The organism is Streptomyces sp. DG2A-72 (genome assembly GCF_030499575.1).
Taxonomy (GTDB): domain Bacteria; phylum Actinomycetota; class Actinomycetes; order Streptomycetales; family Streptomycetaceae; genus Streptomyces.
In genome coordinates, this window is record NZ_JASTLC010000001.1 from 7,903,575 (window position 1) to 7,918,043 (window position 14,469).

Genomic DNA, 14,469 nt, shown 5'->3' on the forward strand with positions numbered 1-14,469 from the left:
CCTACGCGAAGGTGTCGAGCAGTCGCCCGTACACCCCGAACATGCCGATCACCAAAGGGAACAGGGCGATCACGGCTGCGGACTCCAGAACATCTCCGGCGCGCCGCAGTCGCACCCGCACATGCTCGGCCGGCTCCACGGCCAGCACCAAGAGAGGTACGACGGCGAGGAAGCCGAGCGCGGCAACGGGACCGGCAACTGCGGCATGCTCGCCCCACACCACGGCGAGCCGCACCGCGACGAGCCCCGCGGCGACGAGCAGCCCCACGACCTCGGCGGTGAGCGGGAAAGCACGCGCGCGCAGCGCGAGGACCACCATCACGAGGACGCCGAGCGACACTGTCCACACCGACACCGTGCGCAGTACGAGTACTCCGGCCGCGCCCGCTGAGGCGGCGAGTACGACCGTGGCCAGCGCCAGCCCGCGGTGGGTGGCCGCGAGCGCCGTACCCACCTGGTACCGGCTCACCGACACCCCGCCCGTACGCCGGTCGTCCAGCCCGGTCAGTCCCGACGCCATCAGGGCGAGCCGCGGCAGCACTCCGAGGGCGACGACGGAGACGATGGCGAGCAGCGCACCGACCCGGGCCTGCTGGGCCGCGGTCCCTGCCCCGTCCTGCAGCCCAATGGCGACTTCCCACACCACAAGGCAGCCGGCAACCGCTCCCCCACCGATCGACGCCCCACGCCCCGAGGGGGTGAACGACCCGGCCAGCAACAGCGCGAGCGCTACCGCCCCCGCAACACCCGCCAGCCGCACTGCGCTGTTCCAGCCGTAGGCGTCAGCGCACGTCCAGACACCCAGGACGGCGAGGACTGCGGCCGTCGCGATCAGGGTGGCGGCGAGCGCGTGCCGCCGTGCCCGCCCGCAGAGGAGACCGGCAGCGGCACAGCCCAGCGCCACGGCGAGAAGTGCCCCACCGACTGCGGACAGGTCGAAGTGGTTGCGGGCCAGCACACCAGCGGCCAGGGCCCAGAGGACGGCGGCGCATCCGGCGACAACACGCCGCACCGCCGACCGCCAGCGCCAGGCCCGTACGTCGAGGTCATCGGCAACTTCGTCGGTGACGTCATGGACGATGGGAGCGGAGGGAGCGTCCTCGACCCGCACGAGCCGCAACACCGCCCCGTCGGCTACGCCGGCCGCCTCCAGGGTGCTGTCCTGCGCGAGTGCGGACCCGTCCGTGGTGACCAGATGCCGCAGCTCGGGTCGGTCCCCGACGCGGTCCTCCAGCAGCCGCATGACCTCCGGCAGCAGAACTCCGACGGGCTCCCGCGACGGCAGTACGAGGTCGACCCGACGCCGCTCTCCGACCAGGGTGACCCGGCTGAGCGCCACACGACTGGTGGTCGCCGAACGACTCAAGGACCCCGTGGATATCACGCGTTTGAACCTATCACCGGGATGAAGGGGCAGAAGGGGAGGGAGCGGTGGGAGGGGACTGGCTCGAGGGGGACACAGACGTGCCGTACGGGCTCTTTCCGATGACCCTGTGCGACACGAACGACCACCCCACGCACCCGGCACACACCACCGCCGCGATCACCACTCCTGCGAACACCTTCCCGACCCGCTCGTCCAGCGACCGCCGCTGGCGCTGCGGGCCGAACAGCAGAGCGTCGCGGAGACGACGGCGGCGTACGGACACCGACTCGAGGAGCTGACTGTCGTAATCCTGCGCTGCCACGGTTGCCTGCCATCCGCCCTTCGCTTCCCGGCTGTCATGACTTGTGCCTGCTGGGCCGACTACGTGTTCTGTCCCGTGACCTCTTCGATGAATGCGACCGCTTCCGCTTCACTGATCTCCACATGGTCGACCTCGTTGTGCCCCAGCTCGTAAAGCCGCAGGTACTCGGTCGGTTCCCAGCGAAGGTTCCTGGTGAACGCCTCATCATGCGCTACGCCGTTCACCATGCGGCGCCTGACGATTCCCTGAGGATTGCTGCGCGAGTAGCCCTCGCTGAACTTGGCGTAGTAAGTGATGTCACCAGAGCGCGGGTCGAGAACACGGACCTCCGCTCCGCGGCTGTTCAACCACCGCTCGAGTTCCAGTCCGTTGATCTCGCGGCGCACGCCTGCCTGGTCGATGACCGCAGGGCCGAAGATCGTGCCGGAGAGCCCTCGTACGACTGTGTGCTCATCGAGTGCTGCCTTCAAGGACGTCTCACGCACTGACGCGTTGGTGAGATCGGCCCCCTCCAGCTTGACGTCGATCAAGGAAGCGCCGTCGAGCTTCGCTGCCCGGAAGCGAGCCGACCGAGCATCGACCGCGTAAAGGCTGGCACTTCCCAGGTCGGCTGCGTCGAGAGCGGCGCCCCGAAGGGAAGCCTCATCCAGTTCAGCCTTGACCAGCGACGCGCTGGAGAGGTCGGCGTCATCCAGCACAGCGCCTTCCAAATGGGCCCTATAGAGGTCGGTCCCGACGAGTCTGGCGCTTCGGAGGACGGTCTGCGTCAGGAGTGCCATAGCGAGGTCCGCACCTGACAGGTCAGCCTGGGACAGGTCGAGTGCCGAGACGTCCAGAAGCGAGTCCGCTTGCTCCACCCACTCCTGTAGAGCGGCAGCGGCCTCCCCATCAGGCGGCATCATCCGGACGATTCGGTTCACGTCACGGATACCAGACAACTCGATCACTCCACCCGTGCTGCTCGACGATCGACTTCACGTCATCGATCGCCGCTTGGTTGGCATTGCGCATGTCGATGATAACTATGCGCCCCCTGGTGACAATCTGGTCCTCCAGCTTGCGCACCCACCCCTGGTTGTTCGCCGGGTTGTAGGCCCCCTTGAACGGCAGAGACTTGTCACGGACGTTGTTGAGTGGGGGCCAGTCCGAGTGCACTCCCTTAATGTCGTAAAACTCTCCGATGCTCGGAGAATATAGATCGCCCTGGTTGGCGCCAGGGGGGCGCTGGATGTCGGTAGGGACTTTCCCGGTTTCGCGCAGATCCAGCGCAACACGGGCTTCGTCCATTTCCGACGGCTTCACCTTCCCCTTGTGATCGGGGTCCTGCTTGAGCTGGTCGAAGTCGTTGCTGTGCTGACGCGCAAGATCATTCAGGTGTGCATCGTGAGCTGTGCGCTGCTCTGGGGTGAGTTCCGGCGGTGGCCCGTTCCCATGCACGGACTCGTCGCCGTGCCAGGTCAGGTCGACGTCGGGGGCGTCGGCAGATCCTGTGCCATGCAGGTCATGGTCGAGGCGGATCGAGTCAGCTCCACGAGGGACTGGGACCTTGTCGAAGAGATCGTTCTGCGCGGCCTGAATAGCGGCGAATTCATCGCTGGAGATGCCGGGCAGGCGACCCTTCTCGTAGAGGACGTGGGTGTCCATCTTGGCGACGAAGCTCTCAGGGGTGTGGAACTGCACCTCGAAGATTTGACCAGTCGAGGGGTCCCGCCATGTGGAATTGATGCCCTTGTATCCCGAGCGCTCCCAGGTGTTCTTGAATGTGACATTCTCGAATCCCCGGGCACGCAGTTCGTCGACTGCCTGCTGCACGCCGTGTGAGTAGTCCCTGGTGGGGATCTCAACCGTGTATCGAAGCGAATCCCTGATGTTGGCCAGAGCGCGGTCCGGCGTCAGTCGGGCGTCCTCGAGCAGGACCGTGGCGACCTTGCGCTTGAGGGAATCCTCGCCCTTCAGGCGGTACTCGAGACCGTTGAGCTGCCCGTGTTCCACATGGCCGGAAGCGGCTCGAATCGCCTCCGTGATGCGCGGCTCGGTCGCCAGGGCTCGGTCCATGAACTGGCCGGTGGCGGCATTCTCCTCCGGGCTCAGTCTCAGCCCCTGCGGCCCTTCCCAGGAGCCGTCTGGCAGGTTGCCCCGAGGCTCCATCGGGCCGTCCGGCAGATGTGAACCTCCGCCGAGCGGCGGGCCTCCAGCGTCACCGCCACCGCCGCCTGACCCGGAGCCGTGCGAGTCGGCGCTGCCGGTCCCGTCAGGGATGTCGCGGCTGTGCCCCGAGGAGGTCTCACCAGCGCCTGCCGCCCCGTGACCTGACGTCGGCGATGTGCCGTCGCCGACGTGAGCCGTGGCTTCAGAAGCACGTGACCCTGCACCAACACCGGAGAGTTCCCTCTGTGGCGGTGTCTGGTTCTGAACGGCGCGTACGTCGGCGGGGAGCTCCCGGCGCGGAGTGTCGCCAATGGCGTTGCCGTCACGGTCGAGCGGGATGAACTCACCGTTCTCGATGCGGACCTTGGAACCGTCGGAGAGTTCCAGGACGCTGTGCGGGGCGCGCAGGTCCGGGATGTCGTTCATGCCGCGCAGGTTCTCCGTGACCTGCGCGATCCTGGGCATCGCATGGCCCGTCACCCTGACTGCGGCGCCGATCGGGTCGATGGCGTCGCCGACCTTCGCGACCGTGGAGGCGACCTTGGCGGCGGTGCCGGCCTTGCCTACGGAGGCGACCTTGAGCGGGCCGGCGCCCAGGGTGAGCCCGTTGAAGACGACGGTGGCCGCGGCGCGGGCCGGGTTCTCCTTCCACATGTCCCAGGCGACGAAGGACTTGGCGAACTCCTTGGCCTGTCCCTTGCTCTCCTGAGCAAAGTCGGATGCGAAGACACCGCTGGGCTTCTGGCCGCCGGACTCCATGAGGTAGGTCTCGGCCCCGACCACCACCCGGACCAGGCCTTCCCAAGCCTGCTTGGCCTTGTCCCCGCCGTGGACGCCGAACAGGGTCGCGAGGCCGTCCACGGTGCCCCAGACGTTGTCGACGATCAGCCCGTCCCAGAAGAAGCTCTTGGCGTAGTAGCCGAGGTCGTCCGGGTCCCACCAGTCGTGGGACTGGGTGACCGGTGTCCCCCAGGGGAGTTCCTTGGCATGGTCCAGCACCTCGGCGCTGTAGCCGTAGAGCTCCGCGCCACGCGGGATGAACTGCTTGGCGCCGGTGTTCATGACGTACTGGGTGCCGCCGACCAGCGCCGTGATCTTGTTGTTGCAGGCGATCTCGGCGGCGGTGAACGCCGCCTGCGCGAGGGCCACGTCATGCATCAGGGCCTGGTGCTTCTCGACCTTGTCCGCGTCATCGGTCCAGTTCTCGTCGAACTCCCCGTTGTCCGTCTTCAGCCCGGCCACGAACGCAGTCGCCTGGCTCTGAAGGTGCTCCAACCGCTTGGCGATCGGCGCAACTTCGGCGGCGTACGCCCGTAGGGCGTCGGCCACCGTGGCGACCTTGTCCCCGAAACTGTCGGCGGCATTGCGTGCTGGCGCGGTGGAGGCGAAGAGATCCTCCGCCTCCGGGGCCTCGTAGAAGGCCGACAACCCCTGGAACTGCCGATGGGCCTCCCCGCCAGCCCTGCGGATGCCGTCCGCCTCTTCCCGCAGGGCGTCGATGTGCTGTTCCAACTGGCCGAGATCGCCCGTGAATAGTGGGATGGACTCCGGCTGGATCACTGGCGGCCTACCTTCCAGCCGCCCGGCATATCGGGCTGGATCAGTCCTGCCGCCCGGTGCTGCAGTTCGGCCGCCATCTCCAGGTCACCCTCCTGGTACGCCACGGTGGCCTCCACCGCACCGTTGACCGACTTACCGATACGCACACCGATGAACTGCAGTTCGTCTGCCGTGCCTTCGATGAACTCCGCGAGGGCGGCGGCCACCAACCCGGTCTGCCCCTTGTGTTCCCCGCTCGCGCCACCTGGAGCGAGTGTCCCGGCCGAGGTGGCCGCGCCTTCCAGGTCACCCGAGTACGCCTGGACGATGTCGTCCAGGACCTTCATGACGGCCCCCATGTTCGAGACCACACTTCCGACCCCGGCCGGAGAGATGTCCCATCCCGGCATGCGTCAGTCCCCGTTTCCCTCTCCCCGTTACTGCTGTCGCTGCGCGTCCAGCGTCAGCCGATGTTGTCGACGGCCGCCCGCGCCTTGCCCAGGGTCGACTGCGCGGTCCCGTCGTTCTGCTCCATCGTCGTACGGACCAGCCGGATGATCTCGCGAACCTCGCCGGCGGCGCGGTTCCAGCGCATCTCCTTGCCGTGGTACTCGTCGGCGACACCGTCGGCAGTGAAGTCGGCCATCGCGGCCTTTACTGCGCGGTCCCGGTCCGTCAGTACGCGCTCCAGTTGGCCGATGATGCCCTGCAGGCTTGTCTGCACTTCGCCGGAGGCGCCGGTGTCGTACGAACGGCGGTCCTGGTTCTGCCCCATGATCGGTTCCCCCTTGAAAACGATGACGCCGAAGGTGATTTCGGCGGACGAGCGCGGCCTCGCTCCCGCGGTTACCGTGCGCCGAAGCGAGCCGCGTCGAAGTTGGCGGCACCCATGTTCTGGTTGGCGTTGTCTTCCAACTCCACGTCACCGGTCCCGAACGCGTTGTCCATGCCGGACTGACCGCCCAGGATCGCGCTGAGCGAGCTGTTCAGCGCATTCGTGATCTCGTCGGCATGGATCTTGAATGTGTCGAACGCGGCCTTCCCAGCCCCGTTGAACTTGCCTTCCAGCGGCTCCGCCGCCTGGATCAGCCACGTGATCAGTGTGCCCAGGTCCTCGCTGGAACCGACTGTGCTCTTGCCGAGATCCGACAGGGTCGTCGACCCCATGTCGAACTTCATCAACCTACCCCCGTAAGCGTGTTGTGCACTGCGGTTGCTCGATTGCGGCGGCGTGGTCGCGTGTCACGCACACCTCATAGCTTGTCAAGTATCCTCTCGCATCACGCGTTGCAGGCGCAACGCGGAAGGGGTTGAAGTGGCGTGATCTGGTGCATGCGCGTCGTGAGGACCAACTAATCCCGCATCTCTTGGATCTCCTCCGTAAACAGCCTGCTCGCCTTCAGACAGGCAGGGGTGTCGGTAACGGCTGACATTGAGCCGTTGCCGACACAGGGGTGGCGCTGCTCGGAGGGCCCTCACCTCAACGGTCGGCTGCGAGACGATCTCTTCTCGGTCTCGGAGGCGCTGCTCCCAACCAACGTCCTATTACAGCCTGTTGCCGATCAAGTACCCGGGATAGGCTGACCTGTGCCCTGTACGGCACAACCAGGCGGCACGCGAGGGGGATCGTGGAAGGGCGCGACGCGCGTGGGCACTACGAGGGGTTGGCGACCGAGTACGACGAGCACTGGGTCTACGGTCCGGACTACGTTCCCTGGATGTCTGGCCGGATCGCTGAGGCATTGCGGCTCGGCCCCACGGACCGGATCGCCGACATCGGCTCCGGTACGGGCTTGTTCGCCCGGGAAGTGGCCAAGCAGCTCCAGCCTCGCCATCCTATTCTGTGCGTGGATCCTTCCGAAGCAATGCTCGGCCAGCTCGGCACGCCGCATCCGGCCGATCTGACGCCTGTCGTTGCTTCTGCCGAGGACCTCGCCGGAGGACGTACTCATCTGCCGTACGAGCAGCTCGATGCGATGTGGTTGAAGGAGTCGGTGCACCACGTGGCCGATCCGGCGCGCACGCTGCGCAGCCTGGCCGACCAGCTGGCGCCGGGAGGCCGGCTGCTGGTGGTGATGCTTCCGGCCACGATCCAGTACCCGCTGTTCGAGGCGGCCCTCGCGCGCTTCGAGGAGCTGCAGCCGGACCCGGCTGTCATCGAGGGGCACCTGCGAGCTGCTGGCCTGGAGGCCGGTCTCACTCATGTCGAGCATGAGCTGCGCATCGACCGGGACAAGTACCTCGGCATGGTGCGCGCCCGCTACATGTCCCTGCTCTCCACCTTCAGCGACAGCGAGATCGAGAAGGGCATCGAAGAGATGCGAGTCGCCCATCCGGAGCCTGTGCTGGTGTTTCCGGACCGGTTCGCGTTCGTCCTCGGCCGGCGAGGTGGGGAGCCCGAGTGAGCACCATGGTCGATGAACGGCTGCGGCGCCTGCGGAGTGAACTCGACGACCACTCCCGGATCGCCGATCGGCTGGGGCTTGATCTGGAACGGCCGTTACGGTCCCTCAACGACGGCTATCCCGAGAACGCAGTCGCCCTGGTCGGGAAACTGACCGAGAAGCTGCTCAAGGAGCTGTGGCGCCACCACGGCATCGAGGGCGACCCGTCGACAAAAGCCCTGAACGATCTGGTCAAGCGTTGTCGTCCGTACATCCGCAGCAGCACGGTTGTGGATGCGCTCGAAGACATTCGGCGGCTCCGTAATCGGTCCACGCACGACGGGTACGACATAAGTGACGAGGACGGGCTGCTGGCGGTCCGCAGGCTCGTGGACGTGCTGGTCTGGTTCACCAATACCGGCAGTGCGGCCCTTCTCGGGGGCGAGCCCGACATGGCGCCGGAGGTGGCGCGCCGCTGCGAGTTTCTTGCCGGGCTTTACGTCACTCTCGGCTACCGGCAGGCGAAGCGGTTCGTCCTCAGCCCGGACACCGTGTACCAGTTGTTCTGCCGCGAGTCGGGGATGCGGCTGGAATACGTGGAGCTGATGCTCTCCCGGGACGCCGACGACCTGCGTATGGTCCTTGACTCCAGTGGTGGGGAGCTGTTGCGCACCCGGCTGCCCAAGCTCACCCGGTTCGTCGTGCTGGACGACGACGGCGGCGGTGCACCCGGCGCCCTCCATCACATGTTGGGGCTGGACTTCCGTGTCGTGCGTTACGACGGCTTCGTCGACACCATCATCAATCTCGACACCCACCTCGCCGATCTCACCTCCGCCGGCAACCCGGAGGAGCCGAGGGTCGCTGTCGCCGCGGCGGCGCTGACCACCGACCCTCGCACCGGCGAGTCGAGGATGGAGCAGTCCGGCGACGCGGCGGAGCTCCTGACGCGTCTGGCGCGCGGCAGTGCGAACGTCCTGGTCACCGGTCGTCCGGGGAGCGGCAAGAGCACGCTCCTGCGCTCGCTGGCTATCAACCCGGAGATCCGCCGCTTCCGCTTCTACTTCGACCTCGGTCTCAAGCCGAAGGATGAACCGTTCTCGGAGTACGCGGCCCGCCTCCTCGCACCGGTCATGACGTCGGACCGCTCGCGCGCTTACGAACTCTTCCTCTACCTCATCCGTTCGGGGACCGCGTTGTGCGTGCTGGATGCCGTCGACGAGGGCGTCGATGAACCCAGCGCTGCCGGTTTCCTGCGGCTCTTCACCGACCTCGCGGCCGTCCTGTCCGCCGAATCGGCGGTGGTGTTGAGTTCGCGGGTGTCCTTCCTCGCGGACTCGCCCCAGGTACGTCAGCTGCTGGACAGTGGCGCGGGCCGCTCCGAGCAGCTGGTCGAGCAGATGTACGCGAACGGCGTCGACCCATCCCGCGTGCCGCACTTCCACGTCGTACGCCTGGCCGAGCCCGAGGCAACCCCTCTCGAGACGCGCCTCACCACGGCGCTGAACCTTCCCGCAGGGAAGCCGCTTGCGGACATCCTCGGCGCTCACATCACCCGGACTCTGGCCGAGGGTGGGCAGCCCGATCTGGAGCAGCGGCTGCCCGCCGTGTTCGGACATGCTTTCCTCACCGACCGCACCGTGTTCTCCCTCCTCGACATCCACCGGCAGATGGGGGTCAGCGCCTTCACGGACGGAAGCCTCGATCTCGGTGCCTGTGTCCTCGCTCCGCTGCTGCGGCCCGCCGGGCCCGATCACGTCGCTTTCGTGCATACGGCGTACCAGGAACTGCTGGCTGCCAGGTTCCTCGCCGAGCCGGCGAACCGGGATCTGGCAGTGGATCTTCCTGGCAGCGCCTTCCTCACTGAGCAAGTGCGCGCATTCCTCGCTGGAATGCCCGGCAGCCTGGCGACGGACGACTGTGTGCTGCCTGCCGGGGCGTACCTGGTCGGTCCGGCCGAACGGCTGCTGATCCGCCGCGTCGAGCGTCCCGTACGCTTCGACCGCCATGCCGTGACCGTGGCCCGTTACCGCCGCTTTCTCGGCGCCCTCGACGCGGACGGCACCTCGCGGTGGGACCATCCCGACCAGCCGGCCGGCGTCACGCACCGCCCTTGGACCGACCGGCTGCGGCGGCCCGACTACTACGAGAATCCGCGCTACGACGCTCACCCGGCCATCTGCGTCAACTGGTGGAGCGCATACGCCTTCGCCGCGTTCGAAGGCAAGCGGCTGCCGACCTCCCTGGAGTGGGAGGCCGCCGCCCGTGGCACCGACGGGCGCCTCTTCCCTTGGGGCGACACACCCGATAGCGTCCGGGTCAACTGCGCCGACACGTGGGTCGGCCGGCCTGTTGTGACGTATCAGGCGTGGTATCGGGACTTCGCGGGTGACGCCGTCCGGCGGGCCGGGGCGACTCCTGTCGATGAGCGGCCGGGCAACCGTTCCCCGTTCGGTGTCCTCGACATGGTGGGCAACTGCTGGGAATGGACATCCACCAGCCTGGACGACCCCGGCGAGGCCGTCATCTGCGGTGGCAGCTACGACAACCCGATGCGTGCGGTGCAAGCCAGCAGCAAGGGCATTTACCGCAAGCGCGGCGGGAGCAACGCGGTCGGCTTCCGGTGCGTGCAGGACATCGACACATCCGGGACGGAGGGGGCGACGGCATGAGCGGTGGCGGGCCGCGTCACGGAACCATCGTGGACAGGCGTCCGAGTGGCGGAGGGCTGAGCGGTGCGCTCGGCACCTATGTCGTCCAGGACGACGAGGATGACCGGTACTACGGCTTCGACTACCGGCAGATCGTGGCTGAGGGTTTCCGGACCATCCGCACGGGCGAGCGCGTCCGCTTTCATGTCAGCGCCGAAAGCCCCGACCGGGCCGAGTTCGTCATTCGCCTCGACCAGCCCGACCCAGGCGAGTACTACCGGTGACCGTTCATGGGGTTCCGCTCCTTGAGCAAGTCACCGGGGCACGCCAGGAACTGACCGTCGTGCTGCCGGTGCGGCTGCTGCGCGTCCCGGACTGGCCTGAGGGTCCCTTCCCGTTCGAGCTGGGTAGCCGCCGCACCGACGCCGATACTCGGTCCACCTACTTCGCCCCTGCCTCCGCCCGTGCACTGTACGGGGCGCCTGGACGGCCGCGTCGCTGGCACCTGCCGTTGGACGTCAAGCAGGACGGGCTGCACTTGCTGGGCATGGAACTTCTCCGTGCGGCCACCGCTCGCAATCCCGAACACGCCCTCGTTGTCTTGCACTTGAGCGTGGAGAGACCACTACTGCCCATACTGCGGGCCCTGTCCGGGCGGCGGCCGAACCCCGCCGACGAACCGCTCACCTGGCCCTTCGACCCGGCCAGACTTCTCGCCGGTATCGCCGACGTCCGGGATTCCGACCAGCCGTTCGCCATAGCGCGGCCCTACACCGTCGCCTTCATGACTCCCACGGCGCGGCATACCCCCGCCCTCCGCGCCGGCGCCGAAGGGCCACTGCCCGCCAGCGCGGACCGCTGGCTGTGGCAGCTGGCGTCGCGCTCGACACCGGAGGACTTCCCTGTGCCTCCGGAGACCGCCGGTGAGCAGCTCAAGGACGCCGTCAGAATCTCGGCGGACTGGAGCGCCCTGGTGCTGCGCCAGGGCGCCGCCTTCCTCGGCCACCGCCCCGACACCGGTGCGGGCGACTTCTTCGAATTCGGCGCGCTGCACTCTCGTACCGTCTATCTCGACGCCCTGCTCCTCGGCTCGCTCCAGCGCGATCACATCGACGAGCTCACCGACGAACTCTCCGAGGTATTCAACTCCTCACGAATGGCACGCCGCGTCGCCACGCTGGAGCGGAACATCGCCGTCTTCCGCAGCACCTACTGGCGACAGCACCTCACCGCACACGGCGCGGCCAACGATCTGCTCCTCGCCTTCCAGAACCAGCACAGGCTGCCCGCACGTTTCAACGAAATCCTGGCCGAAGCAGCCGACTACAGCAGGCTCGTACAGACACAGGAGAGCCAGCAAATCAGCGGAGCCCTGGGCGTTCTCACCATTCTCGGCCTGCCACTTGGCACCGCTCTCAGCATCCTGCAAGTCCTCGATGACAACTCCACGACACACCTACTCATCGCGCTAGCGCTGTCGGTCGCCGCCACAGCCGCAGCCCTCACCACACGGTATGGGCGGCTGGTCCTTTCCTCCCTGCAAGGCGGGGGCGGCAAGGCGTAGGACGCCGCGACCGGGGGGCGTGTGCCCGTTGAGGTTCACGAAAGGCTGCCAGTCGGGGAACCGCTCGGTGAGCACGTGGCCGGCGTGCACGGCGAAGGTGGTCTTGCCGACGCGGGGCATGCCGTCGATCACGTGGACCGGCAGGCCCTCGCCGGACTGCTGCGCGGCGTGGACCCGAGCGCACCATGGACTCCGGTCGGCGGTGCGGTTGGTGAATGCGGTGGTGTCGCGTGGGAGGGAACAGGACGAGAGCGGCGCCGGGCGGGCCTGCGCCGTCGTCCGGACGGACCGTCGGCTCCGGATTCCGATCCGGTGCACGGCGGTCGTCCAACGCGGCGAGCAACGCCGTGAGCCCGGCCGTGACCATCCTCAGCACGACGAACGACAGCCAGGGGTGCTCTTGTAACCAGCCCAGCCAGGAGGGCCAACGCGACTGCTCCGACACGGCGTTCGTGACCAGTACCACGAGCATCGTGGTGACGGCGCAGCCTGCGGCCACGATGCCAATCGCGATCCCGCGTCTGAGTCTCATGCGCGCGCGTCCCCACAGCCGACGGGAACGGCCTATTCCACTCCGCTCCCCCTGACGAGACAGCGCGCACCGACAACCGACCTGCTCACGAAAGCCCCCCGCATCCGACGCCCAAACTCCACCGGCTGAACAGCCCTCATGGACCTTGGTCAAGGGCGCGCCTCTGCGCCACAGAAGCGCCACGGAGGAGGCTGGCCGGATGTCGGCTCTCCAGCACCGGTCACTGCAACGGGCGCTGTCAGCCAGCTGCCCCTGCCAGGGCTAGGATTCCTGTGTTTGTCGATCAAGGGGGCGCACTGTGGGCGACATCGAAAGGCCCGAACTCCTGCCAGACTGCGAGGTGCCTGCTCGCTACAGGCAACCTGACGAATTGATTCTGGACTGCCTCACCAACTTGACTGACGAGTCGCTCGCGGACAACCGGCGGATCAGTAGTCTGGACGCATGCGGCATCCGCGGCGGCGCGGATCTAGCGGCTGCGACGTTCATGGTTAAGACCCCGGGGCCCTGGCATGGGGACCTGCAGCGCATTCTCCGCGCTTCGCACGTTAACGTCGATCGCCCCCGCTTCACGCACGGCGATTACGTCCTCGGCCTTTGCTATGTGGCGGGCGCCAAGGGGCTACCAACGGGCATGAGACATAGGGCAGTTGATGACCTAGTATCCCGTTTCCGCGACAACGTGGGCTACGCGGAAGCCCGTCACCTGTTGTCCAAGAACGACTGGGACTGGCTGGCGGACGCCGTCCGCGAAGGATGGGCTGTCTGGACTGCGCAGCTCTTTGCAGGCGACGAGACGGCTCCGCTCAAGACTCGCATGAGAGTCGGGCTGGCACTTGCCGAGCACGAGACTCCGGCGGGCTATGTGCCTGAGGCTGTGGCGCAGCTCGTGGCGCAGCCAGGCGGCGCGAGCAGCGATCGCCTGGCCATGGCGGTGGCCGTGGCACGTCGCGATCCCAAGGCAGGACTCGACCTGCTGTGCCGCGTTGCGTCAGATCCGGTGGTTCAGGCCGGGCACCGGATGCAGGCCATCGAGTTGCTGGACGAGTCCGCCCCGGCCAAGGCCCAGGAGATGAGGGCACTCCAAACCCGACTGCCCTCGGGCCGGGAGGCTCGCGACCGACAGCGGGAGGCTGTCGAGCGCGCCCAACGCGAGGAAACCGCTCGCCGGGAACGGGAGACCCCGGAGGCCGTCATTGAGCGGCTCGACGCCGAGATTGAAGAGATTCTGGACAGCTTGCGCGTCCGGGACTCGGACGACGATTTCGGCGGCCGTCTCGACAACCACCTTGCCGAGACCGACTGGGAAGGCGTGGCTCAGGACATCGTCGACATCTTTGACCCGGTCGGTGACGAGGAAATCGACGTCTCCGTTCGCCTTCTGGCGACCATGACTCGCATCAGGTACGGGGACGAGATCGAAGCGGTCCCGGACGAGTCCGTGCCCGACGATCCGGACGCCGACGGCATTCCACGGCTCACTCGCGAGGAACTGGAGGCGTACGCGAAGGAGCACGCGGAGCGCTCGTGGACGACTTGGAAGGAACTCGTCGAAAAGCACGGCTGGGATGACGACGATCGGACCGGCGAAGTGGAGCGTCAGGCCGACGAGACCACGCGGCACGTGGACGACATGGTCCTGCAGAAGGCAAGCGATCACCTGCGGGACCTCGAACAGCATCTGATGTGGGAGGTCTGGCCAGCCTTTCTGGGCGCCGCAGCGGAAAGGAAATACGCCACCGCCCTGCATCACCTGGCGACGGCCCGTCTTGTTGCTGACGAAGCCGAGCACGCCGAGGTCTTGTGGAAGGACGCGACGGTGAAGAGCTATTCCTTCGATCCGCTGTCGATGTCCTGGCCGCGCGAGTTCTGGCTGGTGCTGGAGGAGTGGCGGCATGGTGCAACCGGACGGTGAGGTGCGGTTGATACTGCATCCGCACCTCACCGGTCTCAGTGGGAGAAG

The 14,469-nt window shown here is 67.1% G+C and carries 12 protein-coding genes; 5 read left to right on the forward strand and 7 right to left on the reverse strand.

Annotation, left to right across the window (positions count from 1 at the left end):
• Position 1: 1 nt before the first annotated feature.
• From eccD to QQY66_RS37615, 7 genes are all read right to left on the reverse strand, one after another.
• Positions 2-1,339: a type VII secretion integral membrane protein EccD gene (gene eccD / locus QQY66_RS37585; protein ID WP_301984803.1), complete on the reverse strand. Its 1,338-nt coding sequence runs from the start codon at positions 1,337-1,339 to the stop codon at positions 2-4.
• A gap of 58 nt (positions 1,340-1,397) precedes the next feature.
• Positions 1,398-1,688 (reverse strand): hypothetical protein, encoded by a 291-nt coding sequence (locus tag QQY66_RS37590; protein WP_301984804.1) that lies wholly within the window; start codon positions 1,686-1,688, stop codon positions 1,398-1,400.
• 59 nt (positions 1,689-1,747) lie between these two features.
• A complete protein-coding gene (locus QQY66_RS37595; RefSeq protein WP_301984805.1) occupies positions 1,748-2,608 on the reverse strand; it encodes a pentapeptide repeat-containing protein in 861 nt (286 codons plus the stop codon).
• A gap of 1 nt (position 2,609) precedes the next feature.
• A complete protein-coding gene (locus QQY66_RS37600) occupies positions 2,610-5,396 on the reverse strand; it encodes a hypothetical protein (RefSeq protein ID WP_301984806.1) in 2,787 nt (928 codons plus the stop codon).
• Positions 5,393-5,785 (reverse strand): DUF6507 family protein, encoded by a 393-nt coding sequence (locus tag QQY66_RS37605; protein ID WP_301984807.1) that lies wholly within the window; start codon positions 5,783-5,785, stop codon positions 5,393-5,395. Before QQY66_RS37605 ends, QQY66_RS37600 begins: the two co-directional genes overlap by 4 nt.
• Positions 5,786-5,838: 53 nt before the next feature.
• A complete protein-coding gene (locus QQY66_RS37610) occupies positions 5,839-6,150 on the reverse strand; it encodes a pore-forming ESAT-6 family protein (protein WP_301984808.1) in 312 nt (103 codons plus the stop codon).
• A 71-nt stretch (positions 6,151-6,221) separates the two neighbouring features.
• Positions 6,222-6,554 carry a hypothetical protein gene (locus QQY66_RS37615; RefSeq protein ID WP_301984809.1) on the reverse strand — a complete coding sequence of 111 codons (333 nt, stop codon included), beginning with the start codon at positions 6,552-6,554 and terminating at the stop codon, positions 6,222-6,224.
• 449 nt (positions 6,555-7,003) lie between these two features.
• On the opposite strand from QQY66_RS37615, the gene QQY66_RS37620 reads away from it, so the two are divergent.
• From QQY66_RS37620 to QQY66_RS37640, 5 genes are all read left to right on the forward strand, one after another.
• Positions 7,004-7,780 (forward strand): class I SAM-dependent methyltransferase, encoded by a 777-nt coding sequence (locus tag QQY66_RS37620; RefSeq protein WP_301984811.1) that lies wholly within the window; start codon positions 7,004-7,006, stop codon positions 7,778-7,780.
• 5 nt (positions 7,781-7,785) lie between these two features.
• Entirely contained in the window at positions 7,786-10,431 is a 2,646-nt protein-coding gene (locus QQY66_RS37625) for an SUMF1/EgtB/PvdO family nonheme iron enzyme (RefSeq protein ID WP_301987630.1), read from the forward strand.
• 29 nt (positions 10,432-10,460) lie between these two features.
• Positions 10,461-10,694: a hypothetical protein gene (locus QQY66_RS37630; RefSeq protein ID WP_301984812.1), complete on the forward strand. Its 234-nt coding sequence runs from the start codon at positions 10,461-10,463 to the stop codon at positions 10,692-10,694.
• Positions 10,691-11,974, forward strand: a complete 1,284-nt coding sequence (locus tag QQY66_RS37635) for a hypothetical protein (protein WP_301984813.1) — start codon at positions 10,691-10,693, stop codon at positions 11,972-11,974. Before QQY66_RS37630 ends, QQY66_RS37635 begins: the two co-directional genes overlap by 4 nt.
• Positions 11,975-12,804: 830 nt before the next feature.
• A complete protein-coding gene (locus QQY66_RS37640) occupies positions 12,805-14,421 on the forward strand; it encodes a hypothetical protein (protein WP_301984814.1) in 1,617 nt (538 codons plus the stop codon).
• The last annotated feature ends 48 nt before the right edge of the window (positions 14,422-14,469 follow it).